Below are 26949 nucleotides of genomic sequence, written 5' to 3'. Positions count from 1 at the left end.
AGGTTTTTTATGGTATCAATAAACATCTTTAAAAAAGTGTGTTGGTATGGGTAGGTATTGTCAAGGGAAGGATGGCAAATGTGCGTCAAAAGCATACATGACAAGCCTGCCAAGCAGTTTGTAATTTAGGCAGGCTGTAAATACAAGAACTCCTGTTGCGAGCGGTTTATTTGGATTGGTGTGCTTGTACCCACCCCACAACACGCCCCACCTGCTCTTTATAATCACTCATTCTATGGTCGCCCCCGTCTTGGGCGACAACGTCCGCCCCACAACTTTCAAAAAATGCTTGAGTGGCGTGGGCGTCCAACAGCTCATCACCCATTTTTAATAACACTTTGATTTTTTGGGGATTTTTGACGGTCAAACGGTGCTTTTCAAACCACGCCAAATCCCCATAGCGAATCTGCCAGCCCCCTGTCGTGGTGTAGATGATGGTATCGTCTGTGAGTGCTTGCCCGTCAAAATTGTCCGTTAAAAATCGCTGAAAGCTCAAATCAGGGCATATGCTCGGGTTTAATAGCACCGCAGGCGTGCCTGTCATGTCGGACAAGAGTGTAGCAAAATACCCACCCAAAGACGAACCGACAAGCACGGCATTGGGGTTTTCTTTGATTAAATTCAATAGCTTAGCCACCACGTCATCAGGCGGACAGTTCAAATCAGGGCGTAGGGTGTCTATGCCAAACTCTTTGGCGTGGTTGGCGGTGATGACGGCTTTGGTGGCATTGGGGTCGGAGTCTAGTCCGTGCAGGTAGATGATGGTCATGGTCGTTTTATGGGCAGTAAAGTGGTGTTATAAGAGTATCGTAAAATGGTGCGATGGGCAAATATATGATAAATAAATCGAACGCCATTGTATCAATTTTTATCAATTTTCGCTATAATTAATACTCCTGTCCGACATTTGCCCTTTTTATTAACCACACTCGCCTGCCATGCAAAACGAACTTTTTATGATAGACAACCCCTGCATTAGCGTGTGTGCCATGAACAAAAAGGGCTACTGCATGGGCTGTTTTAGAAATCGCACCGAACGCCAAACATGGCACATCATCAGCGATGGCGAGCGAGCAAAAATTTTAAAAAACCTTGGTAGACGACGTCGCAACATCAACGCCCTACTTCGCCACAAACAACGCCAAACCCCAGTCAATTATGAGTTTGATTTTTATGGGCAGTTTGAGCAGTTAAGTTTTGATTTTTAAATCAGTATCGCTCTGTGGTTTTTATTTACCTTTTTTTATTTATCTTTCTTAATTTGCCTTTATCATTTATCATTTATCATGGCAAATAAAGAGTAGGCACCCCCTATTTACCCCATTTATTTCCCCAGCTTATTTGCCAACGTCATACACGCTTCATAACGTCTATTGACATTGGTGGCGTACCAGTTGGTGTTTTTGTCCTGTTTCATCTTTGTACTGCTAATCACGACCTGTGGCATGATGGCATAGGTGGGGTCTTTTTTGTATTTGGCTTTAAACAGCTCGCTAACCCCTTGATACGTGGCGGTTTGCTCAAAACTTGCTTTTTTCTCTTTTTTCAAATCACTTCTGATTTGGGCGGGGGTGAGCGGTGTTTTGGCGGTGGCGAGTAGGTTGATGAGTGCCGTCTCAGTTTGTGATTTGGCACTGCTCACCGTGCCATTGGCATATAACAGCAAATCGCCATCGATGTCAAGGCTGATTCCTGTTAGGCTTGCCACACGTTTTTGAAAAGCGGAATTTCGACTTGAATACACGCCAGAGTTGTAGTCAGCAAAACGATAAATTGGCTTATCATAATCCGCCTGATACATCATCAAGCGATGAATGCCGTAATACAGACCGCCATACTGCCCGTACATGTCAGCACGCAGGGTGCGGTCGTTCATGTTGGCTCGGCGGTGGCGTTTGGCGTAGTTGACATGCACCTGCATGGAGCCTAAGGTGGTGATGGGATTTAGGCGTTCATCAAGGCTCTCGCCTGTGAGCTTGGTAAGATTGTTCACGCCACTGACTTTATAGGTGCTGGTAAAGTAGTCAAACATCTGTTGGTATAGCTCGTCCAGCTCTTTTTCGGTTTTTACTTTTTTGATTTGGCTCTCAAAGCTGTCATCCTTGGTCGGGCGAGTGGCGAGCATGGTGCGAAACACGCCAGCGAGCTGTTTACCCAGTTTGTCTTCTAGCTTATCATCGATGGCACGTAAGGACGCTTGCCCGAGATTGGCAACGGCGGGATTGGCGTGAAAGTTGGACTCTTGGTCAATGACCGCAACCACGGTGCAGATGTTCTCTTTGTCCTTATGCAGTTTTAGCTCGTCAAATATCGCCCCGATGTCGCTTGCCCAACTTGCCTTGTCCTGTGAGCGGTTGGGTAGCACTTTGGCAATCTCATCATTTGACAAGATGGGCGTGTCGGGCGTCTCTTGGGTGCAGGCGGCCAGCAGGATGGCACCGCCAAACAGAGCGATGTATAAGGACAGATTTTTTAACAGTGGATTTTTCATAAAATGATAAAAAACAATGACAAGCCAAAAAACGGCTTATTGTAGCAAAATAATGCCCCAACAAGCCTTGCCCGATATTAATGCCATGTGTGATTTTTGTATCACGAACTGCTGGTTACATGCTCACCGCCAACCAGTCGCATAAGCCCTTCTTGTTGGGTGGTGGCGACAAGCCTGCCATCTTGCCAAAACTGCCCGTGGTTTAGCCCCTTGGCGTGACTGGTCGTGTCGCTCCACATGTCGTACAGTAGCCAGTCGCTGACATCAAAGGGGCGATGAAAATGCATGCTGTGGTCAATGCTTGCCACTTGTAAACCCTTGGTCATAAAGCTAAGCCCGTGCGACATCAGCCCCGTACCCACCAAATAAAAGTCGGACGCAAAGGCAAGCAGAGCCTGATGAATGGCGACAGGCTGGTCTTGTAATCCATTGATACGGAGCCAGTTGGCTTGGCGGGGTCGCATGGGCTGTGGATGAATGGGGTCTCGGGGCGTGACAGGGCGTATCTCGACATGGCGTTTACGCAGGTAGCGGGCTTTTAGGGCGTCGGGGATTTTGCCGACATGGGCGTCTTTTAGCTCCTGCTCACTTTGTAAGGTGTCAGGGTGCGGATATTCGGGCATGCTCTCTTGGTAGTCCAGTCCGCCTTCCATGGGTGAGAATGACGCGATCATGCTAAAAATGACCTGTTCGGTCGTGCCAAGCGTGGGGTCGTCAGGGTTGTTTGGCACGTTTTGTACCGCCACGACTTGCCGAGCCGATAGGCTTTTGCCATCACGCAGACGGCGAACTTGGTAGATGACTGGCAGGCGAATGTCGCCCCCACGCAAAAAATAACCGTGAAAACTGTGACAAGGCTTATCTATCTGGAGCGTCTTCGCCCCCGCCATCATCGCTTGGGCAAGCACCTGCCCGCCAAACACCCTTGCCCCCACATAGTCAAAGCTCGGTGCCGAGAACACATCGGGGGTTATCTCGGTTAGGGTCAAAGTCGTCATCAAGTCACGAATCAAACTATCATCAGGCGTATTTGGCATAATCATTCCACACATCTAAAATGGTTAAGGGCAAGCGGTGCTACCTGTATTGACAAATGTCATCAAACCACACCGTTTCTGGCAGGCGTACAAGTATAACAAAATTTTTGTCCATTTCTAGTTAAAAATGTTAAAATACTAAGATTATTGTCAAATCATGGCACGTACTATGTTAAAACTTCCGAATATCTCTCAGATTTTTTCTAAAAAACCAAATAACACCCCAAAACCCACCCACCAAAACCAGCAAGAAGCCCCCAAAAGAGCAGAAAACAAACCATCGGTCTATCGCAACTTATCAGGCAAAGGCTTATCTTTGGCGGTCAAAGCACAAATCTTGGGCGAAGTGCCAGAGCTTGATGATGATATTCCCACGTTTTATGTGCTAAGAGAATATTCACGCTCCAACAGTCTGCTCGTGGATGTTAAAACCCAAGAGTTAAATCTACCATCCGCCCTTGCCAGTACCAGCATTGGCAGTCTTAATGAGAGTGCCTCTGTCATCTTTTTAAAGCACCGTCACGGCTCAGAGAACATTCCATCGCCACGCTTAGAGCGACTCATCAAAGCATGTATCGATGACCCCACATTGCGTGTGCGACTCATTCCCGTGACCATCCTATGGGGACGAGCCCCAAGCAAAGAAGACAGCCTGTTTCGCCTGCTCATGGCGGACGAATGGAATAGCCCCAGCATTCCCAAACAGCTCTTTAATATCGGGGTCATGGGGCGTGATACGGCAGTGCAGTTTGCTCAGCCCAAGGATTTACAAAAGCTTATTCAAGACAGCAAGGACGACCATGCTGACAATGTAGACCTTAGTACATCGCACTTGGCAAACCATATCAGCCAACGCCTAAAAGGCTATTTGGACAAACAACGCACCAGTATCATCGGGCCTGACCTATCTGACAAACGCAACGTGACGGGGCAAATCTTATCATCGCCCATCGTCCAAGAAGCCATAGAAAAAGAAGCCATCCGCACAGGCAAAACCATCGCCCAAATCAAAAAAGAAGCCAGCGGTTATGTGGGTGAGATAACAAGCGATTATTCACACTCTGTCGTGCGTTTTTTTGACCACTTTTTGACGTGGCTTTGGGAGCGACTCTATGACGGCGTGGAAGTGCGTCATTTTGAGCGGGTGCGTAAGCTTGCCCCCGACCACCAAATCATCTATGTGCCATGCCACCGTAGCCACATTGACTACATGCTCCTGTCTTATGTGATTTATAAACGGGGTTTACGCATTCCATACATCGCCGCAGGGGAAAACCTCAATCTGCCTATCGTGGGTGAGATTCTGCGAAATGGCGGGGCGTTTTTTATGCGTCGTAGCTTTAAGGGCAATGCCTTGTACAGCACAGTCTTTAAAGAATACGTTCACACCCTGATGAAACGTGCCGTTCCCATTGAGTATTTCATTGAAGGCGGTCGCTCTCGCTCGGGGCGTCTGCTACCGCCCAAGCTCGGTATGCTTGCCATGACCGTGGGTAGTTATCTGCGTGAGCCTGCCAAGCCCGTGGTCTTCATCCCGACCTACATCAGCTATGAACGGATTATGGAAGGAGCGACTTATGTGGGCGAGCTCAAAGGCAAGCCCAAAGAAAGCGAAAATCTACTACAAATCCTCCAAACTGCCAAAAAGATAGAGCGGATTTTTGGGACGGTACACGTCTCATTTGGTGAGCCGTTGCATTTGGATTATTTCATGCAAAAATTTGATGTCAAAGCCCAAGACGACAGCAACGACAACACCAAAAAGACACATGCTTTGGTACAAAACCTCGGCGTTAAGATTTTGCAAAACATCAACAAAGCCGTGGTGGTAAACCCTGTCTCACTCATGGCACTCGTGCTACTGTCCACCCCAAAATCTGCCTTAGGCGAAGCCCAAGCGATGGAGCAAATCGCCCTATATCAGCGTATCGCCCAAGCACTGCCCTATGATAAGGACACGCACATCACCGACATGTCGCCTGATGATATCTTGCAATATGCCATGAAGTTAAAACTCACCGAAAAACTCCCCCATGTGCTAGGCGACATGATAAAAGTAGCGGACAAACAAGCCCCCCTGCTCAGTTATTTTAAAAATAACATCCTACACGTCTTTATCCTGCCAAGCCTGCTTGCTTCGCTTATCCAAAGAAATGGACGCATTAATAAGGCTCAACTGGTCAGCATTGCCGAGCTGTTATATCCCTTTTTACAAACCGAACTGTTTTTAAAATTCCGCCAACGCACCATCAGCGACTTCATCTTTGAGGTGCTTGACGTACTTATCCATGAGGGCGTGGTGGTGGATTTGGGCAATGGCGTGGTCGGTGCCCCCCAAAGCAACTCGCCTGCCTACCAACAGCTCATCGTGCTAGCCAACCCTGCCCAACAGAGTCTAGAACGCTACTTTATGGCATTGACCTTGTTGTCCGAGCAAGGCTCAAACCGCCTAACAAGCGAACAGGTGGTTAACCTATCTCATGTACTGGCACAGCGTATCTCCCTACTGTATGCTGATGATTTGCCAGATTCATTTGATAAAGCACTCTTTACCAGTTTTTTAAATACCCTAAAACGCCTAGATTACGTAGCGACCGATGAACAAGGACTGCTTGGGTTTGATGAACGCATTGATGAGATTGCCAAACACGCCAAATTTGTCCTTAACCCTGACATGCTAGAACTGCTACATCACACCGCTCATCTCGATGATGACGAGATTAACACTGTCATGAGCGAGATTATCAACAAACGCAAATTTGGACGCAGATAGCTGATTTATTAGTTTAAAACACAGATAAAGAACTTTAAAATTACCACAGATTTATAATATGTGGGCGTAGGGACTGGCTCTGCACGCCTGATAAAATCGTTATATCATCAAGGGCGTGCTGAGCACGCCCCTACAAATCCTGTGGTAAATATCAAATTCGTTAGATATACGTTAAAATGCGTTGAATATTTTTTGGATAAATACATGGGGCAAATGGTAATTTGTCCCATGAAAGACACACCGATTTAGAGCGTGTCGCCCAGACATGCCCCAAACCCATTTTAAGGAAAATCCCCATGGACATGAACGCCCTACCTACCATCGACCCCACCGCCCTAGGCGACAACGTTCCACGCAGGCATGGCAAAATCGCCCCACGCCTTGCTCGTGCCTTTTTGGACAAGACAGGCTGGCGTATCACAGGCGAGATTCCCAACGTCTCGCAGGCGGTACTGCTTGCTGTTCCCCACACCTCCAACATGGACGGCGTGTACGCCATTCCCACCCTACTCGCCCTTGATGTGGACATCAAATTACTGGGTAAAAAACAGCTGTTCAAGCTCCCCATCATGTCGCATTTTTTGACGTGGGCAGGGGTCATTCCCATTGATAGGGACAAAAAAGGCTCGGTATTACAAGCCAACATTGACCGCTTTAAAACTGGCAAACCGCTCTTTTTGGGGCTAGCCCCCGAAGGTACTCGGGGTTATACCGATGAGTGGAAAACAGGCTTTTATTATCTGGCGGTGGGGGCAGGTGTGCCTATCTTGCCTGTGGCGATGGATTATAAAACCAAAGAAGTCCGCTTTATGCCCTTGTTTTATCCCACAGGCGACATTGAGGCGGATTTACCCAAGATTTATGCCTATTATGACGGCGTAGAAGGCAGGCATGTAGATAAAATGTCTAAGCCACTACAAGATTTGTCAAAACGCTGACCTGAGTATCTACCCCTTAGCATGCCGTTTGTTAGACATGCTGTCAAAAAATCTCAATACCCATTCTCCCATCTGCCCTCTTTGCAATATCAAAAGTGATGCCAAAACAAAACGCCCCCAACTTGGGAGCGTTTTGATGGATGTTTTACAATTAAGTTTAGAGGCCTGTTACTGTGACATTCTCCACCCATAGTTGGTTACCCTGACCATCGGTGTAGACATCATATTCAGTGTTATCATAGGTGACTTTGCCGGTGCTCACAGATGAGCCGTACCACTTAACGGTATCATCACCATTGCCTGTGACTATGATCACCGAATCATGGGTAGCACCCTGAACATCAATGAAAGAGCCACTATTATTGGTAAATAGCTCGGCACGGGTAATATTCAAAGTGTTCGCACCCTGACCTGTCAAGTCATAAGCTTCGAAGCCAGTAATTTTATCCAAGGTATAGTTACCGTTAGATGCATCAAAGACCATGGTATCAACACCTTCACCACCATCAATACTGTTACTAGCATTACCAGATGTAAGATCTTTGTCTCTTCTCACAATAAGAGTGTCATTGCCTGCACCCATATCAACGTTTGCCAAGTATCCAACATAGGTTAGGTTAAGAATGTCATCCCCACCACCCATTTCGATGCTTGAACCATCCATACCTCTATTAAGATAGATGTTATCATTGCCATTACCTGTGACAACTTTAGTGCCTGAGGCTAAACCCCTTCCTGTTACTACCAGCGAGTTATTGCCATCACCTAAATCATAGGTTCCTTTCAACAACCCCCCCGCTAACACAACATCATCGGCATCTGTTAAAGTATGAACCCTATTGACGAGACCTCCAGTTCGATCCCCTTTCTCAAACCAGTCATAGGTATCTAGATTGCCAAAGTAATACAACTTGCCCTGCTTGTTTGCATCCAAGGTATTACCCGCTTTATCAATAACACCTAAGCTGGCTTGGATTTTATCCCATTCACGGTCACCACGATCTGGATAATCAATCAAGTTATTCGCTAAAGTTAGGTTAAAGATGCCATTGTCATCAGCGATAGCAAACTCTTCGCCCACTTGATAGACACCATCACCATTTTGGTCATTATAGATAAATGCTCCCGCTTCAGCCTCACCTGTTAGTACGCCATCTTTATAGTTGATAGCGGTAGGAACACGAGCCACTTGGTCTAAGGTCATTTCAAGTTTATCAGACTTTGTACTCTCTACATCATAACCTTGACCCGCCTTAATGCGAGCCTCAATGACATACTCTTTACCCTTCCAACTTTCATTTTTAGGCAGAGTAATGGTCGCTACACCTTCATCTGACGCTTCCTCGCCTTCCATCCAGCCTGCACCGATATTATATTCCCATTTTACATCTTTTGGAATATTAGAAACAGTCACTTCTTGACTATTGGTGTACTTATCATCACCACTACCCACTGCAGGCGATGCTGAGAAACTGTCATTTTTAGATTCTAGCTTCACAACAAGTTTATCGTTGTTTTTAATCACTGAAGATTCACTGTCTTTGGTGACGGTTGCACCTGTTGCACCTGACAATGTTACTGTAAAGCCTTCGTTTGGCTCTATCACTTGGTCATCTTTGGTTTGCACCGTAATGGTCTTGGTGATTTCACCTACAGCAAAAGTTAGCTTACCAGAAGTCGCTTGGCTATCAGCAAAGTCACTTTCAGCATCTTTTACAGTAGCAGGGTTATCTCCTGAACCAGTCAGCGTCCAACCAACTGACGACCCTTTATTAGTATCGCCTGTACGGGTCACTATGAATGTTACTGTGCCGCCCTCTTCAATCTCAGCTTCATCAACACTAATTGACAGCTCGGTCGAAGTAGTGTCAGCTGGATCAACGGTATCTGTGGCAGTGTTACCTGCAGGGTCTTTGGCACCGATGGTGTTGTCGGCAGGCACTTTGTCTGCTGGGATGGTTGCATTGCCATCTTTGTCAGCAACGATTGGGTTACCGTTGTCATCAGTGATTGGGTTGCCATCTTTGTCAGTCACGGTAGCGTTTGGTTCAGTTTTAACTGAAACGCTGTTGTCTGGGTTACGAGTGGCTTCCACAGTTGGCGCGGTGGTGTCAGCTGGATCAACGGTATCTGTGGCAGTGTTACCTGCAGGGTCTTTGGCACCGATGGTGTTGTCGGCAGGCACTTTGTCTGCTGGGATGGTTGCATTGCCATCTTTGTCAGCAACGATTGGGTTACCGTTGTCATCAGTGATTGGGTTGCCATCTTTGTCAGTCACGGTAGCGTTTGGTTCAGTTTTAACTGAAACGCTGTTGTCTGGGTTACGAGTGGCTTCCACAGTTGGCGCGGTGGTGTCAGCTGGATCAACGGTATCTGTGGCAGTGTTACCTGCAGGGTCTTTGGCACCGATGGTGTTGTCGGCAGGCACTTTGTCTGCTGGGATGGTTGCATTGCCATCTTTGTCAGCAACGATTGGGTTACCGTTGTCATCAGTGATTGGGTTGCCATCTTTGTCAGTCACGGTAGCGTTTGGTTCAGTTTTAACTGAAACGCTGTTGTCTGGGTTACGAGTGGCTTCCACAGTTGGCGCGGTGGTGTCAGCTGGATCAACGGTATCTGTGGCAGTGTTACCTGCAGGGTCTTTGGCACCGATGGTGTTGTCGGCAGGCACTTTGTCTGCTGGGATGGTTGCATTGCCATCTTTGTCAGCAACGATTGGGTTACCGTTGTCATCAGTGATTGGGTTGCCATCTTTGTCAGTCACGGTAGCGTTTGGTTCAGTTTTAACTGAAACGCTGTTGTCTGGGTTACGAGTGGCTTCCACAGTTGGCGCGGTGGTGTCAGCTGGATCAACGGTATCTGTGGCAGTGTTACCTGCAGGGTCTTTGGCACCGATGGTGTTGTCGGCAGGCACTTTGTCTGCTGGGATGGTTGCATTGCCATCTTTGTCAGCAACGATTGGGTTACCGTTGTCATCAGTGATTGGGTTGCCATCTTTGTCAGTCACGGTAGCGTTTGGTTCAGTTTTAACTGAAACGCTGTTGTCTGGGTTACGAGTGGCTTCGATGGCAGGGTCTGTGGCTGTGCCAGTATCCCTATTGGTGTCCGCTTGGTCTTGTGCCTTGCCACCTGTGGTGTTTTGAGCTGCAGCTGTGACAGTGCTTTCATCTTTCACCGCATCTTGTGGAATGGTAACTTTACCATCTTTATCAACAGTGACACCCTCTGGCAATGTACCTTCAGCTGTCCAGTTGCCGTCAGCATCTTTATTGATGGTAACGGTTTGCTCTTTGCCATCTTCATCGGTGTATGTTACGACTAATTTGGCATTGTCAGTTCCTGGTGTGGCAGTTACAGAGCCGTCTGTGGTAGATGGGGTGACAGTTGGAGCGTCAGCTCTGGCGTCTCCTGCTGTATCAGAAGCATCACCACTCTTACCATTGTCAGTAGTTTGGTTGGCAGTCACGTCAGAGCCGTCTTTGACTTTATCGGCAGGTAGCGTGATGGTGCCGTCATCGTTGATCACAACGTTGTCATCGTCTGCTGTCCAGTTGCCGTCTTTGTCTTTGGTAACTGTCACAGTCTGCTCTTTACCATCTTCATCTACATAGCTGATTTCAACCTCTGTGGCATCATCTGCTGGCTTAACAGTTACCGAGCCGTCATTGTTGGCGGTCACGTCAGGTTCGGCAATGCCATCTTTGGCGGTCGCATCTGCTGGATCGCTGGTTCCCACAGGGGTGGTTTGTTGTGCGGTGACCGTTGAGCCGTCTTTGACTTTATCGGCTGGAATGGTGGTCTCACCCGTAGTTGGATTTACGATGACATTATTATCGTCTGATGTCCAATTGCCATTGTCATCTTTGGTGATGGTAGCGGTATTTGGTTTGCCATCTTCGTCGATATAGTTGATGACAACTTTATCTGCTTCTTTTGATGGCGTGACAGTCACAGAGCCGTCATTATTGGCGGTAATCTCTGGTGATGCAGGCTTGGCAGGGGTGGTATTATTTTCATTATTGGCAACCACTGGCACTTTATCGCTGTCTTTGCCATCGACTGTTTGCTCAGCAGTGGCAGTTGAGCCGTCTTTGACTTTATCGGCAGGTAGCGTGATGGTGCCATCGTTATTGATAACAACGTTGTCATCGTCTGATGTCCAATTGCCATCGTCATCTTTGGTGATGGTAGCGGTATTTGGTTTGCCATCTTCGTCGATATAGTTGATAACCACTTTATCTGCTTTGTCTGATGGCGTAACAGTCACAGAGCCGTCATCATTGGCGGTAATCTCTGGCTGTGGCACGTTATCTTGGGTGGTTACTGTGCCTTTGTCGCTGTCTTTATCGCCCACGGTCTGATTGGCAGAGACTTCTGAGCCGTCTTTGACTTTGTCATCTGGCAGAGTAATGGTGCCATCGTTATTGATAATAACGTTGTCATCGTCTGATGTCCAGTTGCCATTGTCATCTTTGGTGATGGTAGCGGTATTTGGTTTGCCATCTTCGTCGATATAGTTGATAACCACTTTATCTGCTTTGTCTGATGGCGTGACAGTCACAGAGCCGTCATCATTGGCGGTAATCTCTGGCTGTGGCACGTTTATTCTTGCTTTATCAGACACCGGATCGCTCTCTTTGCGACCTGGGTCAGTTTGAATGGCGGTAACGTCAGAGCCGTCGGTTACGTTGTCAGATTGGATGGTTACGGTGCCATTGTCTTTGTCTAGGACAACGCCATCTGGCAGATCGCCATCAGCCTCCCAACCGTCTTGGTCTTTGGTGATGGTTACTTGTTTGTTATTACCATCTTTGTCAGTATATTTTACAACAACTGCCGAGCCATCAGTAGCATCGTCACTTGGTTTCACAACAACATCGCCTGCATCATCACCTGTTTTGATGGCGTCTACGGCAGGTTTGGCTGATGGAATGTCACCCACGTCATCGCTGTTATTGGTTGTGCCGACATTGGTGGTTTGCTTAGCAGTAACGGCTGTATTAGAGCCAATCTCAGCCACAGGAACGACCACTTTGCCAGTGGCGGGGTCAATGGTAATGCTGTCATCTTTTTTATCATCTACCCATGTATCAGGCACGCCATCGCCATTGGTGTCTTCATGGGTGAATGTAACGGTGGTAGGCTCTGTCTCACCTGGCTTGGTGTAGGAGACTTCAAGTTTGGTCGCGGTCTCATGGGGCGTGACAACCACACCGCCATCCATGGTTACAACTTGTGGGTTGTATAGTGTGGCTGTGGCGTCTTTATAAGTGTCTTTGTTTGCACCGATGGTAAAATCGCTAAGACCACCGAGCGTGATGCCATTTAATGCCAATAACTCGGCAGTGATGGTCACATTACCTTCACTATCACTTTGAACTGTCTTGCCATCTGCATCTTTTAGTATGGTGCCATTGATGGAGATGTCAGCTTCAGGCACTTTAGCACCATCACTGGTAACAGTAAAGCTTAGTGCCTGTGCTGCACCTTGTGCGGTCGTGTTACTTTCTAGGTTAGAGATGCTCAGAGGTTTATCTTCTACTTCTACAGCGGTATTATTGTTACCGCCCTTGTCATCATCACTATCAGACACAGCGGCAATGATACCAGCCAGACCTGCGATGCCCACAAGCCATGGCATGATGCCAAAGCGACTGCCTTCTTCTGCACCAATCCACCATGGCGCAGGATAGCCTTGACCGCCTAGAGCCTGACCTTCGATGTCACCGATGACAAGCTCGGTCACATAGTCTTGGGTAAGACCGGTATCTGGCACGTAGTAGTGGTATTGACCGCTTTCGGCTTGTCCGATGAGTGCTGATTTGTCATAGTCATAGAAGTTTTCGATGATTAGGTCGGACTCTTCGGCACTCTCTTCAAAAGAGATATGCAAATCTTTACCAACACGCTTGGTGACGATGTGGTCAGGACCACGACCTGTGGCATCGTTGATAAGCTCATAGTTGGCATTACGATTGGCTTTGATGATGGTAGGTTGACCGTCTTTGGTGATGACCTTTGCTTCGGCAATGGTCTGAACGCTGTCATTGACTTTTACACTGATGGATTGCATGTGTTATCCTTATTTTAATTGACTGTATGATGATTATTGTGAAACAACAACGACACGGCGGTTTTCATAACGCCCTGCCTTGGTGTTGTTGGTGGCAACAGGGCGAGATTCGCCATAACCGATGGTAGATAAACGAGAATTCTCAATACCGTGGTTATTTACCAATAGGTGCTTGACCGCCTTAGCACGACGCTCAGAAAGCTTTTGGTTATAGCTAGCGGCACCTGTTGAGTCGGTGTGACCTTCGATGGTAGCACTGGTGTTAGGATGTTGTTTTAGAAAATTGGCGACTTTGGCGACATCCTGTTGAAATGCTGGTTTGACATGGCTTTTATCATGGTCAAATTGGATGGTTAGATTTAATTTGGCGGGCTGAGCTGCATAAGACGGCTGGCTGGGCTGTACGTTTGTCGTTGCTCTAACAGGGGCGACTGATACAGGGGCGACTTGCTGCTGGGTACGTTGTACTGGCGAGCAGTTAGCAGGCTGTACACGACTGACTTGATGAGCTTGACGGCGAGTACCTTGGATGAGCTCTTGGGCTTGATTGGCGTCTACTTGAGTTAAACTGGCTTGATAGTTATTGCCAGTTTGTACGACAAAGTACTGAACTTCTCGTGGATTTAGATGAGTATGAATGGATTGGGCTGATAAATCGTTGGTTTTTTTGCCTGTGGGAACAGCACTGATTTGGACATTGCCTGCACATGCCACACCAGATGTATAATGTCCATCTTGCAGGCTAGTTAGATAGCGGTCATTGATGGCAATGTTGGTGCTAGACTGTTCAGAAGATTCTGCATTGGCAAGCGGTCTGATGAAAACCACACCACCAGCATTATCATGCGTGGCTAGATTGGTAAACTCATCTACCGCACCTTGACTTGACATCTTCCATGTAACTTGATTGCCTAAACGTACATCGGCATGTGCATGAATTGCCATCATCAGTGCCGAACCGATGAAGGCTAATTTTTTTAGTTGCATGGCAACTCCTCATAAACATAAATTATGGTAACTACTTGCATAATACATTAAAACTCATTTTTGTGTGGCATGCCTGTCATGATACTTTTTAAACGACAATACATCAACATCACGGCAGACTTTGGGTTCACAAAATGCCTTTTAAATCATGCTTATCATCTCATTTTTGTGTCAATCAAACCTATCTTAGTTGTAAAATTATGCAAAAATACTGTCAAAAATTGTCACACCACTGACAAAAAATGTCACAGATGTACATTTTTTGGTATTGTTAAATAAAGATAGATTTTAAGGTTTTCCGTTCGGACTGAGCTTGTCGAAGTCTAGGAAAACCGTTATGGTTCGACAAGCTCACCACGAACGGCTTTCTAGAAAAGTATACTCAATTAACAATACCCATTTTTTAATACAGTTAAGCTTATCATGACACTTTATCTCATGTCAGTCATGATAAGCTTTTCCAAAATTCACACAAAAGATAAGATTGACATTTATCATGTTGCAAAAATCATACCAGGTAAAACGGTCGGATATAAACCGCCTAGGCGTTAAAATGGACTTGACTTATCTCAGCATCTGTTTTTGTCCATTTATCTCATCATAAAAATCAATAAGATGCCATTTTTTAGACAAAAATAAGGGGTGATACCAGAGAAGCATTTACTTGGTATTGATAATTTAGTAGTATTTCTTTACATACTTTTAATTAAAAAATACATTTTATTACATTTAATGTTTTAAATAATTATAGTCAAACAAATTTGAAATAAGACAAGGCATCTAGAGCGTGACTATCCTTTATACACCCAAGAAACTTTAAAATTACTACAAGCACAATGATGTGTGGACGTAGGGGCGTGGTAAATATTAAGTTGGTTGGGTGTAACACCAATTCTCTTTCCAAACTTAAAAATAAACCCTTGAAAATACTGGGGGTTTAATTTTTAAAAAATCTGAAAAAATCTGGGTTTGGAAAGAAGTCTAATAAATGATGCAAGAGGGGAGAATGGGGAATAAAACCCTTTGAAATAAACATTTCAAAGGGTCGGATATGGAGCTCTTGGCGAGAATTGAACTCGCGACCTCTTCCTTACCAAGGAAGTGCTCTACCCCTGAGCTACAAGAGCAAATAGTTTTGCTAATAAATGGAGCGGGTGGCGGGAATCGAACCCGCACCATCAGCTTGGAAGGCTGAGGTTCTACCACTAAACCACACCCGCATGGGTATTTGGTAAGAAAATATGGTGGTGGGGGAAGGATTCGAACCTTCGAAGCTTTCGCGACAGAGTTACAGTCTGTTGGGTTTGACCGCTCCCCAACCCCACCAAGTGGTACAGGTATGTCTTTTAATGGTCTGTTAAAAGATTAAGCCCAATAAACGGGCTTGACCTGAAAGGTTTCTTAGGAGTGGTGCCGGCTGCCGGAATCGAACTGGCGACCTACTGATTACAAGTCAGTTGCTCTACCAACTGAGCTAAGCCGGCGGTGTTTCCTAAGTGGTGCGTATGATACCATAGTTTTTGATTTGTGCAAGTATTTTTTTAAAAATTTTTAAAATTATTTTATAAGTCCTTGTTTTTTATATTAATTGTTTTCTGGCAGTGGGCTTGGTATTTTTTTATTATTTGACATACAAATCATTCGCACGCCTGCCGATATTTTTGTATAATGGCATAACCCTATTTTTTAAGAAGAGTACAAAAAATGACAACAGAGATGATTTTGAGCATTTGTCTTGGTATTGGCTTGGCGGCAAGCTCAGGCTTTCGGGTGTTCGTGCCGTTGTTTGGTATGTCGCTGGCAAGCTATTTTGGCATATTGCCCTTAGGTGAGAGCTGGCTGTGGCTAGGCAGTACGACCGCGTTGGTGATTTTGGCGGTGGCGAGCATCGCTGAGTCCATGTCTTATTTAGTGCCGTTTGTGGATAATTTGCTTGACACCATTGCCGTGCCACTGGCAGGCATGGCAGGGACGATAGCCATGGCAGGCAGTCTGACCGACATGAGTCCTGCGATGACATGGGCGCTCGCCATCGTGGCAGGGGGCGGAGCGGCAGCGACCATTAAGACCACGACCGCCGGTGCCAGAGCCGTTTCAACCGCCACGACCGCCGGTGTCGCCAACCCTGTCATCGGACTGGCAGAGACTGGTACCGCCATTGGACTGTCGGCACTTGCCATATTCGCCCCTGTATTGGCAGGGGTGGTTGCGGTCGTGGGGATTGTGGTGTTTATTTGGCTTGTGGTTAAGCTCAAAAACCGCCATAAGGCAAGCGAATCGGCGTGATTTGGCAAAAACCATTTGCAATTTATGCTAAATTTTTGTAAATTATCCCAAACCCACTTTTTTAAGGACAAAACCATGCCTGCCTTACGAGACGACATTGACCCACAAGGACTTTTGGAATATTCGGTGGTCTATACCGACCGAGCGTTGAACCATATGTCTACCGAATTTCAAAGCGTGATGAGAGACTTATCCGCCACTTTAAAAGAGCTTTATCATGCCGATGGCGTGGCGATTATCCCTGGTTCTGGCACGTCAGGCATGGAAGCGGTCGCCCGTCAGCTTGCCACAGATAAGGACGTAGCGATTGTGCGAAATGGCTGGTTTAGCTATCGCTGGACGCAGATTTTGGAAAAAGGACGTATCGCCAAATCCACGCACGTTTTTACCGCCCAAATCCACGGCAACCCTGCCACATTCGCCCCTGCCGACATTAGCGAAGTTACCGCCCATATCCGCCAAAACCGCCCAAGCGTGGTGTTCGCTCCCCACGTTGAGACCGCTTCTGGCATGATGTTATCAGACGACTATATCAAGGCACTAGGTCAAGCGGTGCATGACGTGGGCGGGATTTTAGTGATTGATTGTATCGCCTCGGGCTGTGTGTGGCTTGACATGAAAGCATTGGGCATTGATGTTCTACTCTCTGCCCCACAAAAAGGCTTATCTAGCACACCTTGCTGTGGACTTGTGATGATGTCCGAGCGTGCCAAAGAGCTGGTACAAAGCACCGAATCCACAAGTTTTGCCTTAGATTTAAAGGTGTGGGCAAATATCATGACCGCCTATGAAAATGGCGGACACGCCTATCATGCGACCATGCCCACGGACGGACTAAGACAGCTAAGAGACACACTAAAAGAATGCCAAGCGATAGGATTTGACACACTCAAATCCGCCCAAATAGAACTGGGGCAAGCCATTTTACAAGTGTTAAACGACAAAGGGATTGTAAGCGTGGCAGACAAAGACAGTCAAGCGGTTGGGGTTATCGTCTGCCACGCCCCAAATGATGACGTACACAAAGGCGTGGCGTTTGCCAAAGTCGGTGTACAAATCGCAGGGGGCGTACCGCTACAAGTGGGCGAGCCGTCTGATTATAAGAGTTTTAGAATTGGGCTGTTTGGGCTTGATAAATTGACCGATGTATCAGGCACGGTGGCACGCTTTAAACAGGCGTGTGATGAAGTATTTTGATTGCTTTTAGTGCCTAGTATAAAAGCCCAATGCGATGTTGGGCTTTTTGTTTTAAACAATTATTCGGATTTCCCCACGCCATTTTCCTTGACAAGACTATCCGCCCAATCAAACAACTCCTTCAAGTCATAATCCCCGCCATGACCCACACCCCACGCCAAGGCAAAATCAACGTTCTTGCCCTGATTTTGTAAGGCGGTGGCGAGTATCACAGGTACAGCAAGGGACGTGTCATTATCTTTCGCCCCATGACGGATACGCCAATGCTGGGTAGGGCTTTGGTTGATATAATTCATCGCATTCATCATCTTGACGGTGTGAGCGTCCGCCATGCTCCCTTGTCCGTATTTTTTGCCAAAGGCGGTAAAATGCTGATTGTTCAAAGTCTTATTGCCAAACAAATTATTCTCACCACTGGTCAAATCTGTGGCATCAAAGGCAGGTACGCCTTTACCACGCCCCAAGTATCTCAAATAACCGTCAAAATCTGCCACATAAAAGGGGTTTGCCGATTTTCGTTGTGCCAAAAAATCAAAATCATTTAAATCCGTGCCATTTTTAAAGGCGGTGTTGGCAGAGTTATTTAAATGATAAATCACTTCATCTTTAAAGGTGCCATTACCGTTATTATCCAATGTTAATGCTTGACCGTTGTGCCCTGTTAATTTCAACCCATTGATATAACTGGGGAAATTGGATTTTAATTCATTTGACCAAATTTTTTGCTCGTCCTTAGGCTTGCCTTTATGCGTTCACGTTTGACATTATAGTCAAGCATGCCCACACTCATTTTTTGATAATCAAATATACCGTTAAATTGCCATTCATACGCCATATCGGCATTTTCAAGGTTGGTAATTGGAGCATAGGCGGACACGGCAAACACGCTGTCATCAGCCGTCATAATCGCCCCTGTTTTTTGCAATTCGGCGTGATAATCCATGCTATTGCCACTTGCTCCGAGTAGTAGCGACATCGCCCCGCCTGCGGACGTGCCATTGGCGATAATACGGTCGGCTCGCCCTGCCATGAGCGTGTCATTGGCTTTTAAATAGGCAATGGCGGATTTTAAATCCACGATGACGGACGGAGCTTTGCCCGTGTAGTTGCCATCTGTGCCGAGTATCCGCCCCCTAGCCCCTGCACTTGCCACGACATAGCCACGCATAAGGGCGGCAGCCACACTGTTTGGTCTTGGCGTACCGTCTCGCCCTGCCCTACTCTCGGCAGTCATCGGCTTGGCGGCATATATCCACCCACGCCATTGGGGAAAAATATCGGAGCGGTGTCTGCCGTGTAGCCATTGATACTACCGCCTGTAAAATACGACTCGGGGACATAGATATTCATCACTTGATAATCAGGCTCGGTAGGGTTTGCCACATAGGGAACATTTTCAAACGCACGCACAACAAGGCTTTGCCCGTCTTGGGTGATGGTGATGGTTTTGTAATTGTTGGGATTAAACGTTAAAGAGCTGGGCGTGGTGGTCATGGCAAGCTTATTTGAATTTGAATTTGTATTTGGATTTGTATTTTGGGAAATAGGTGTGGTGCAGGCGGATAAAGACAGCAAGGCGATAATGGAAATGGACAATAAGGATTTCATACATATTTCTCAATAAAATAATAATCATTATAGTCCAAGCAGTCAAAAAAGCAACTCCTTGTACAAAAATCATCATTTGAGAAACTTATGCTCTTTTAAATAAATACACACAAAAACTCGCCGTTACATCAAACCTATCCTGTGCTTTTAATGCCGTCTTACGCTCAAGTTTGGCTTTATAAGTATAAGGGGTCATGTCTATCAAATCATTTAGGCTTTGGCTATCAAGGCATAAATCAGCATCAATCTGCCACTCATCAATCAGGGTAAATTCTGGCGACAGTTCAGTGATAAATTTGGCAGGATTGTGCGGATTGACGGTGTCAAACAGCTTCTCACGCATGGCATATAGGTGCATGGGAGCAGGTGTGGCAACAAGCAAAGACCCGTCTGATTTTAACACCCTGACCATCTCGGACTTTGGCAAGGGACTAAAAAAGCTCGTGCAAATATCCACACACTCGTCCGCCACAGGCAACACCGCCCCTGTACCCACCACCCAAGTGATGTGTTTGCCGATGTCAGTGTTTTTATACGTTTTGGACGCTGTCATAATGGCGGTTTTGGCAATGTCAAGCCCGATAACTTGGGCAGAGTGTGTCATGCGAGCGGTATAATAGCCTTCGCCACAGCCGATGTCTAGCACCGATGTTGGGGCAAGCTCGTCAATGATTTGCCCGACCTTATCCCTTAACGGCTCATAAAATCCGCCCGCCAAAAAGCGTCTGCGAGCCTGTACCGATGTTGGCGTATCGCCTGCACTGTGGCTGTTTTTGTGCTGAACCACGTGCAAATTGACATAGCCGTCCTTGCTGATGTCATAGCTGTGGCGGTTTTGGCAGGTGTAGGTTTTGCCGTGCAGGGTTAGGGGCATGTGGCAGATGGGGCAGGTGAGCATGGTTATTTGTTCAAATGGGTGAAATCAAAGCCAGTTTTCATAAGCTAAATTGGCGACTCTATTAAATTCTTTGATATTATGCGTAATCAGAATCAATCCTTGACTGATGGCTTGTCCTGCAATCAGCGTATCATAAGCACCGATTGGCGTGCCTTTGGTTTTTAAATCGGAACGAATCAGCCCTGCTTCATAAGCGTCTTTTTCACCAAAGGGTAGAATTGTAAAGGGCAGACGATGTAAATCAGCTAAATTATCTTGCACTCGCTGGCTGTTATAGGCTCCAAAAATCAATTCAAAATACACAATACTAGATATGGCAATATCTTCAATGCGGTGTTTTTGTAACTCAGCAAGGACTTTTGGGTTTTTATTTCGGATGGCAATAACAATATTGGTATCCAATAAATACTTCATTTTAATGCACCCCAATCACGTTCGCTTATTGGGTCTGCTCGCAATTCTTCAATCGCCTTTTCCCAACTAGGGTCAGGCGGACTAAGTTCATCAATCCAAGCCCACTCATCAGCCACAGGTTCAATAATCACCTGCTTCCCTTTTTTATAAATATTGACTTTATCGCCTTGAAATTGAAAGGCTTTTGGCAACTCTACCGCTTGTAAATCGCCATGCCAAAAAAGGGTCGTGGTTGTCATCGTTACTCCTAATTCTTATAATACCAGTTCATGATAAGCATTTTACCGTAAAAAATGATACATGCCAATATTTTACTATGCTTTTGAATCAAGGCAAATCTGTTCTCACCTTTTGTATGTCATCTCTAAAATCTTGAAAATGGTCTATATTCACATCATAGCTTGGTGGATTGATTAACACAATGTTTTGATAAATCAAATCATCATAAAGCCAATGAGCTTGCTGGGCAATCTCAGCTAAACTCTCATCAGAAAATTGAAAGTCTTGGTAATCCTCATCATAAAAAGACAAATTGGCAGTTAACCCATAAGTTAATGCCAATTTTCTTAAAAAATAATACCCTTGACAATACCAATCATAAATCTGTGATAATTTATCAAAATCATTAGGATTATTGATGAGCGATGATAAGGTTTGTTTTAATAGATTTTGATAATATGCCAAAAAATCCAAATAGGGACTGATGAGTTTTTCTAATTCAATCACTGCCTTCTTATCATTAAAATCCAAACCGATTAGCATTAAATAATCTTCAGGCGATAAATATTCTTCCAAACTTGGTTCGTGATATATCCAAGTTTCTAATGCTTTTATATCATCATTTTCTAAAATGACTTTAAAAAATGGACGTTGTAGATGAAAGGGAAGTTTCATTTATTCAAACTCATTCATTTGACCGAGTATGGAAAAAACCGCCCATAAAGCGGTTTTTACTGCCGAAATTTTATCAATGCTCCCTTGTCGCCCTAAACTCCACCTCTGGATACCGCTCCTGCATTAACTGCAAATTAACACGGCTTGGAGCAAGGTAGGTCAGATACCCACCACCGTCCAGCGAGAGTTGGTCGTGGGCTTTTTTCTTAAATTTTTCAAAGGCGACTTTATCATTACAATGCACCCAACGAACAGTAGCAATAGAAATCGGCTCAAAGCTACATTGCACCTTATATTCTTCTAGTAAACGATGTGCCACCACTTCAAATTGTAGCACGCCCACCGCCCCCAAAATCAGGTCATTATTGATTTGGGGCATAAATACTTGGGTCGCTCCTTCTTCGGATAATTGCTGTAAGCCTTTTTGTAATTGCTTGGATTTTAGTGGGTCTTTTAGCACCACACGGCGAAACAGTTCTGGGGCAAAGTGCGGAATGCCTGTAAAATTAAGGGTTTCGCCACTGGTGAAACTATCGCCAATCTGAATTGTCCCGTGATTGTGCAAGCCGATGATGTCGCCAGCGTACGCTTCATCCAACGCTTCACGGTCGCCTGCTAGGAACATCAAAGCGTCCGACACTCGCACTTCTTTACCGATACGCACATGGTTCATTTTCATGCCACGCTCGTATTTGCCCGAACACACTCGCATAAAGGCGACACGGTCTCGGTGCTTGGGGTCCATGTTGGCTTGAATTTTAAAGACAAAGCCCGTAAAGGCAGGCTCGTCCGCTTTGACGGTGCGTTCTACCGCCACATGGTCTTTTGGGGGCGGGGCGTATTGGGTCAGCACGTCCAAAATCATGTTTACACCAAAGTTACCCAACGCCGTACCGAACAAAACAGGCGTTTGTCGCCCTGCCAAAAATTCGTCCACGTCCCAGTCTTCATACGCCATTTGGGCAAGTTCGATGTTGTCCATAAACTCGTCCCACAAAATCTGCCCAAGTCGCTCCTTGATGTCGGCATGGTCGTAACCATCTCGGCTCTCGATATCCGTGATTTGTGAACCAAAGCCTTTTTTATAAAAATAAGTCTTGTTATCCACAAAACTATACACCCCCACAAAATCCTGCCCCATGCCAATGGGATAAGCAAACGGCACGCATTTGATTTTTAGGACGCTTTCAATCTCATCAAGCAGGGCAAGCGGATTTTGGATTTCACGGTCAAGTTTATTGACAAATGAAATAATGGGCGTATCACGCATACGGCACACTTCCATGAGCTTAATCGTCCGCTCTTCCACGCCTTTTGCCCCGTCAATGACCATTAACGCACTATCAACGGCGGTCAGCGTGCGGTAAGTGTCTTCTGAAAAGTCCGCGTGTCCGGGGGTGTCTAGTAGATTAACCACATGATTTTTATAGGGAAATTGCATAACCGATGTCGTGATAGAGATACCACGCTCTTGCTCCATGCTCATCCAGTCGGATGTCGCATGGCGGTCGGCTTTACGTCCACGCACCTCGCCTGCCACTTGGATTGCCTTGCCCCACAGTAGCAGCTTTTCGGTCATGGTGGTTTTACCTGCGTCAGGGTGCGAGATGATGGCGAATGTTCTACGAGCCTTGATTTGGTTGGTTAAATTGGTTGTCATTTCTTGCCTTTTATGAATTATGTACACGTTTATGTACAAATATATTTTGAGTTAAACGGGATAAAATTTGGCATATTATATATCAAAATACACTTTCTTAATACACAAAAAAACAACCGCACCCCAATGAGAACCGCACCCCAAAAGTTAGATGCTCAAATACCAACCTTTGGGGTGCGGTTCAAAATGAAGTGGGTTTTATGGTAGCATAAGAATTAAAAGCAAAGATAGATATAAAAATAAGGTTCTGGTTCAAAAAGGATGCTACACCCAAAAAAACTTCAAAATTACCACAAACGCAAGATGTTTGGATGTAGGGACGTGCTGAGCATGCCCCTAAAAATGACAATATTAAAAGATGTGTGGAGCCAATCCCTACAAACCTGTGGTAAATATCAGGTTTGTTGGGTATACAAGAAAAACCGTTCGTGGTGAGCTATGCCTGCCCATGACGGAAACCGACTCGCAGGCAAACTTGTGGCGAACGGAAAACCTAGTTTGGCATACTTTTTAGACTACTGTCAAAAATAAAACCTGTTCAAGGCTAGAGTGGCGAGCTTTGGGGTCGGTTCATTTTTTTGGGCGGTGTTTTTATCAAAATTTATTCCACAAATTTCACCACTTCATCAAAGGCTTTGCGTGCCTTTGGCTTGATGTCTTTATCACGATAGCCAAAAGTACACATTACCGATACCGCCCACTCGGCAGGGTCAAATAAGCCTTCTTCCGCCAAAACACGGTTTACTTCTTTATAATCAAAACCTTCAATCGGACAAGAATCAATGCCCATCATCGCCGCCCCCGTCATCATATTGGCAAGGGCGATGTAAGTTTGTTTACTTGCCCAATCGTATAGACTGCGGTCAGAGTCCAAAATGGCAATGTCTTCTGTTTGGAATTTTTTGTACACCGCCAACGCTTTTTCACGAGCCTCGCCAGTTAAGCCCCGTCTGTCCATAATCTGCCCAAAATAAGGCGTGTCATAGCGGGCGTTTTTCTTTGCCAAAATCGCCACAATATGACTTGAAGTTTCCATCGTGGGAATACCCCAGCAGTAGGGTTTTAATTTTTGGCGTAAATTGGCATTTTGCAATACCAAAAATTGCCAAGGCTCAGAGCCTACCGAGCTTGGGGAGAGTCGCCCCATTCCCAAAATGGCATAAAAATCGTCATCGCTGATTTTCTTATTGCCATCGTACGAGCGAGTGGAGGCACGGTAATGAAAGGCATTTAAAATATCGTCTTTATTAAAAAAGGTCATCATTGCTCCAAAATTGAGGATTTTAAAAATTGGCGTGCATTATAAAAGATTTTATTTATTATGGGTAATTGATAGTTTTGATAGGTAGGTATTATTTGAAATGATAAATGGGTTTTTTCGGCTGTCTAAAAATACATTTGTCATACTTCCATATGTATAAACTCCAACTCTATTGACTGTGGCGGATTTTTCAGCATTTCAATTTTGAAGTTACCACATTGTAAAACAGATGTTTTGCTGTAAACTTTTAGCGTTTCGGGCTGATTAAAATCCCATTCAACATAAGTTTTGGGGGCAAGCGGACAGCTTGGCGAACCTTTTATGATCGTGCCTGATGCGGCGTATAAATCACGACTTTGTAAATCCAAATACCAAGTTACCGATTCTAAATCAAACAAATTAAAAGATAAGGTATCGCCATAATCATTGCCTGTCCACATATCTGGCAAACTGTTACCCATAAAACGCGTGCGGAAAATGCGGCTTTTTTCAGGCAGCCTGAAACTCAATTCGCCATTTTTGCTTTGAAATTCATTGCCTTCTGCCAATACACACATGTCAAACACAAATTCGGGTGCAGACTGTTCGGCAGATATATATGGCACTTTATCCATTGGGTAGGGTTTTAGGACTTCGGGGCGTTTCCAATGCACTTCGTCTTTACAAGTAAAACCATTGATTTTACTGGGTTGTGCCAATACGGTATCCAAATGCCAACCCCAATGAATTTGTATTTCACGCTCTTTTTCAGGCAGGGTTTCGCACATATCAAAATCAAAATTGTGCCGTTCAAAACAATGCGAACTTTGCAAACGGCGATTGATGGATTTTAGCGGCAACCCCCGCCAAATCACCGCTTGTGGAAACTCGGCTGTTTCAAAATATTCAGGCTTGACCGCTTCTTCGCCTACGCTGTATTTGCTAAGTAACCCCAACTTCGTACCTGCGGGCATCGTAATGCCTGCCAAGGTGGTTTCTTGCTCTAAGGTTGGGAATTGCTGTGCCATTTCGCGTTCGTATGCGGCTTGCCACTGGCGTTCACGCTCTGCGCGGGCTTGTTCGGCAGACACTTCGGCAAATGCCAATATAGGCAGTAATGATAGTATTGCGATGGGTGCGTAAGTCATCATTTACCTTTTTATTTGAGTTATCAAAAATATAAAATATTATATCATATTCCATAAAAAACACCGCTCAAATCTCTCAATTTGAACGGTATTTTATCAAGCAAAATCACATAAACCCACGCACATATTGTCTTGGTACAAACTGCATTTCGCTACTGTCCGAGCCATTTTGCTGATATTGAGCGTTTAGCACCCAATACGGGTCTCGCAAAAGCCCACGACCGACCGCCACCAAATCGGCATCGCCCACGCCCAGCACATGATCGGCAACGGCAGAGTTATCCAGCATACCGACCGCAATCACGGGCTTGTTAGTTGCGTGTTTGACTTTACGAGCCAAATCCACTTGATAGCCTGCATAAAATTCAGGGTGATTGCCCTTAACGAGTACGCCATCGCCACCACCGCTGACATCAAACACATCCGCCCCTGCGTCTGCAAAACGCTTGGCAATTTCTACGCCATAATCGCTGTCAAAGCCGTCTTTGCCATATTCTTGGGCAGAAATTCGCACGATTAAAGGCATATCGGCAGGCATTACCGCTTTGGCAGCAGCAATGATTTCCACACCAAAAAGCGCTTTATCTTGACCGTATTCATCGGTGCGAGTATTGGATTTTGGCGAATAAAATTGATGAATCAAATAACCGTGTGCAGCGTGAATTTCAATGGTATCAAAACCTGCCTCCACCGCTCGTTTGACTGAATCGGCAAAGGCTTGCACCAAGTCTTTGACTTCGGCTGTGGTCAATTCTCTTGGTGTGATGAGATTTTGCCCAGCATAATCCAACTCGCCATAATGAATGGCGGACGGGGCAACAGCATTTGGCTCATCTTGGGCTTTACGACCTGCGTGGGCGATTTGAATGCCGATTTTTGCCCCTTGTGCGTGAACGCTGTCCACGATTTTTTTTAAAGGCGTGCTGTTGCTCATCATTCCACAACCCCAAGCAGTTTGGGCTAATACGACCGTTTGGGGCAACATTGGTCATCTCAACGATAATTAAGCCCACACCGCCCACCGCTCGGCTGGTGTAATGCACCAAATGCCAATCGTTTGGCACACCGTCTGTGGCAGAATATTGGCACATTGGGGGCATAACCACGCGGTTTTTGAGTTCAAGATTTTTAAGGTAAAAGGGGGTAAAAAGGTTGCGGATTTTTGCCATTGTTCGTTTCCTAATCGGTTTAAAATGATGATATTTTAGAGAAAATGTGCTATCATTTCAAATTGATTATTTTGATAATTAGATATAATGCTCATTGATAGTGGCAAAAGTATTTCACTGCCTATATCACCTTTTA

General features: G+C 45.6%; 22 protein-coding genes and 4 tRNA genes. 5 read left to right on the top strand and 21 right to left on the bottom strand.

Going from position 1 to position 26949, the window contains the following annotated elements; genetic code table 11:
• Nucleotides 1-166: 166 nt before the first annotated feature.
• A complete protein-coding gene (locus DX073_RS07960; protein WP_115007226.1) occupies nt 167-769 on the bottom strand; it encodes a YqiA/YcfP family alpha/beta fold hydrolase in 603 nt (200 codons plus the stop codon).
• 187 nt (nt 770-956) lie between these two features.
• Between DX073_RS07960 and DX073_RS07955 the strand changes: the two genes are divergently transcribed.
• On the top strand, nt 957-1208 hold the full coding sequence (locus DX073_RS07955; protein ID WP_220186731.1) for a DUF1289 domain-containing protein: 252 nt from the start codon (nt 957-959) through the stop codon (nt 1206-1208).
• A 116-nt stretch (nt 1209-1324) separates the two neighbouring features.
• Here DX073_RS07955 and DX073_RS07950 read toward each other — a convergent pair whose 3' ends face one another.
• Nucleotides 1325-2491: a DUF1615 family protein gene (locus DX073_RS07950; RefSeq protein ID WP_115007223.1), complete on the bottom strand. Its 1167-nt coding sequence runs from the start codon at nt 2489-2491 to the stop codon at nt 1325-1327.
• Nucleotides 2492-2592: 101 nt separating this feature from the next.
• The gene (locus tag DX073_RS07945; RefSeq protein ID WP_115007559.1) at nt 2593-3528 is read right to left on the bottom strand and encodes an acyl-CoA thioesterase; all 936 of its coding nucleotides are present in this window, start codon (nt 3526-3528) and stop codon (nt 2593-2595) included.
• 169 nt (nt 3529-3697) lie between these two features.
• On the opposite strand from DX073_RS07945, the gene plsB reads away from it, so the two are divergent.
• Together plsB and DX073_RS07935 are read left to right on the top strand one after the other, a co-directional pair.
• Nucleotides 3698-6301, top strand: a complete 2604-nt coding sequence (gene plsB, locus DX073_RS07940; RefSeq protein ID WP_115007221.1) for a glycerol-3-phosphate 1-O-acyltransferase PlsB — start codon at nt 3698-3700, stop codon at nt 6299-6301.
• A 296-nt stretch (nt 6302-6597) separates the two neighbouring features.
• Nucleotides 6598-7239, top strand: coding sequence for a lysophospholipid acyltransferase family protein (locus DX073_RS07935; protein ID WP_115007219.1), 642 nt, complete (start codon nt 6598-6600; stop codon nt 7237-7239).
• A gap of 157 nt (nt 7240-7396) precedes the next feature.
• Here DX073_RS07935 and DX073_RS07930 read toward each other — a convergent pair whose 3' ends face one another.
• The 6 genes from DX073_RS07930 to DX073_RS07905 all read right to left on the bottom strand — a co-directional run bounded on the left by DX073_RS07930 (nt 7397) and on the right by DX073_RS07905 (nt 15783).
• Nucleotides 7397-13312, bottom strand: coding sequence for a Calx-beta domain-containing protein (locus DX073_RS07930; protein WP_115007217.1), 5916 nt, complete (start codon nt 13310-13312; stop codon nt 7397-7399).
• 33 nt (nt 13313-13345) lie between these two features.
• A complete protein-coding gene (locus DX073_RS07925; protein ID WP_115007215.1) occupies nt 13346-14299 on the bottom strand; it encodes an OmpA family protein in 954 nt (317 codons plus the stop codon).
• Nucleotides 14300-15351: 1052 nt separating this feature from the next.
• Nucleotides 15352-15426: transfer RNA gene (locus DX073_RS07920), tRNA-Thr, on the bottom strand.
• A gap of 19 nt (nt 15427-15445) precedes the next feature.
• Nucleotides 15446-15519: transfer RNA gene (locus tag DX073_RS07915), tRNA-Gly, on the bottom strand.
• Between the two features lie 22 nt (nt 15520-15541).
• A tRNA-Tyr gene (locus DX073_RS07910) sits at nt 15542-15625 on the bottom strand.
• Nucleotides 15626-15707: 82 nt separating this feature from the next.
• Nucleotides 15708-15783: transfer RNA gene (locus DX073_RS07905), tRNA-Thr, on the bottom strand.
• A gap of 220 nt (nt 15784-16003) precedes the next feature.
• On the opposite strand from DX073_RS07905, the gene DX073_RS07900 reads away from it, so the two are divergent.
• Nucleotides 16004-16585: a DUF4126 domain-containing protein gene (locus DX073_RS07900; protein WP_115007213.1), complete on the top strand. Its 582-nt coding sequence runs from the start codon at nt 16004-16006 to the stop codon at nt 16583-16585.
• Between the two features lie 75 nt (nt 16586-16660).
• Nucleotides 16661-17782 (top strand): aminotransferase class V-fold PLP-dependent enzyme, encoded by a 1122-nt coding sequence (locus tag DX073_RS07895; RefSeq protein WP_115007557.1) that lies wholly within the window; start codon nt 16661-16663, stop codon nt 17780-17782.
• Between the two features lie 59 nt (nt 17783-17841).
• On the opposite strand, the gene DX073_RS14515 is transcribed toward DX073_RS07895, so the two are convergent.
• From DX073_RS14515 to DX073_RS14725, 12 genes are all read right to left on the bottom strand, one after another.
• Nucleotides 17842-18417, bottom strand: coding sequence for a hypothetical protein (locus DX073_RS14515; protein ID WP_220186730.1), 576 nt, complete (start codon nt 18415-18417; stop codon nt 17842-17844).
• A gap of 65 nt (nt 18418-18482) precedes the next feature.
• Nucleotides 18483-19016: an alpha/beta hydrolase family protein gene (locus tag DX073_RS14510; protein ID WP_220186729.1), complete on the bottom strand. Its 534-nt coding sequence runs from the start codon at nt 19014-19016 to the stop codon at nt 18483-18485.
• Entirely contained in the window at nt 19013-19390 is a 378-nt protein-coding gene (locus tag DX073_RS14505) for a hypothetical protein (RefSeq protein ID WP_220186728.1), read from the bottom strand. The genes DX073_RS14510 and DX073_RS14505 overlap by 4 nt, the downstream gene beginning before the upstream one ends.
• Nucleotides 19391-19475: 85 nt before the next feature.
• Nucleotides 19476-20294 carry a putative RNA methyltransferase gene (locus DX073_RS07885; protein WP_115007211.1) on the bottom strand — a complete coding sequence of 273 codons (819 nt, stop codon included), beginning with the start codon at nt 20292-20294 and terminating at the stop codon, nt 19476-19478.
• 18 nt (nt 20295-20312) lie between these two features.
• On the bottom strand, nt 20313-20702 hold the full coding sequence (locus tag DX073_RS07880) for a type II toxin-antitoxin system VapC family toxin (RefSeq protein ID WP_115007209.1): 390 nt from the start codon (nt 20700-20702) through the stop codon (nt 20313-20315).
• A complete protein-coding gene (locus DX073_RS07875) occupies nt 20699-20941 on the bottom strand; it encodes an antitoxin (RefSeq protein ID WP_115007207.1) in 243 nt (80 codons plus the stop codon). The genes DX073_RS07880 and DX073_RS07875 overlap by 4 nt, the downstream gene beginning before the upstream one ends.
• 88 nt (nt 20942-21029) lie before the next feature.
• Complete coding sequence (locus tag DX073_RS07870) at nt 21030-21596, bottom strand: hypothetical protein (protein ID WP_115007205.1); 567 nt, start codon at nt 21594-21596, stop codon at nt 21030-21032.
• 73 nt (nt 21597-21669) lie between these two features.
• Complete coding sequence (locus DX073_RS07865) at nt 21670-23256, bottom strand: peptide chain release factor 3 (RefSeq protein WP_115007203.1); 1587 nt, start codon at nt 23254-23256, stop codon at nt 21670-21672.
• A gap of 601 nt (nt 23257-23857) precedes the next feature.
• On the bottom strand, nt 23858-24517 hold the full coding sequence (locus tag DX073_RS07860) for an NAD(P)H-dependent oxidoreductase (RefSeq protein ID WP_115007201.1): 660 nt from the start codon (nt 24515-24517) through the stop codon (nt 23858-23860).
• Between the two features lie 140 nt (nt 24518-24657).
• The gene (locus DX073_RS07855; RefSeq protein WP_115007199.1) at nt 24658-25644 is read right to left on the bottom strand and encodes a hypothetical protein; all 987 of its coding nucleotides are present in this window, start codon (nt 25642-25644) and stop codon (nt 24658-24660) included.
• A gap of 106 nt (nt 25645-25750) precedes the next feature.
• Nucleotides 25751-26581: an oxidoreductase gene (locus DX073_RS07850; protein WP_258556911.1), complete on the bottom strand. Its 831-nt coding sequence runs from the start codon at nt 26579-26581 to the stop codon at nt 25751-25753.
• Nucleotides 26487-26813 carry an oxidoreductase gene (locus tag DX073_RS14725; protein ID WP_258556910.1) on the bottom strand — a complete coding sequence of 109 codons (327 nt, stop codon included), beginning with the start codon at nt 26811-26813 and terminating at the stop codon, nt 26487-26489. The genes DX073_RS07850 and DX073_RS14725 overlap by 95 nt, the downstream gene beginning before the upstream one ends.
• Nucleotides 26814-26949: the final 136 nt, after the last annotated feature.

Source organism: Moraxella lacunata, from assembly GCF_900453205.1.
Classification (GTDB): Bacteria; Pseudomonadota; Gammaproteobacteria; order Pseudomonadales; family Moraxellaceae; genus Moraxella; species Moraxella lacunata_B.
Note: the sequence above shows the minus strand (reverse complement) of the source record. Positions and strands in the feature narration are given on the sequence as shown.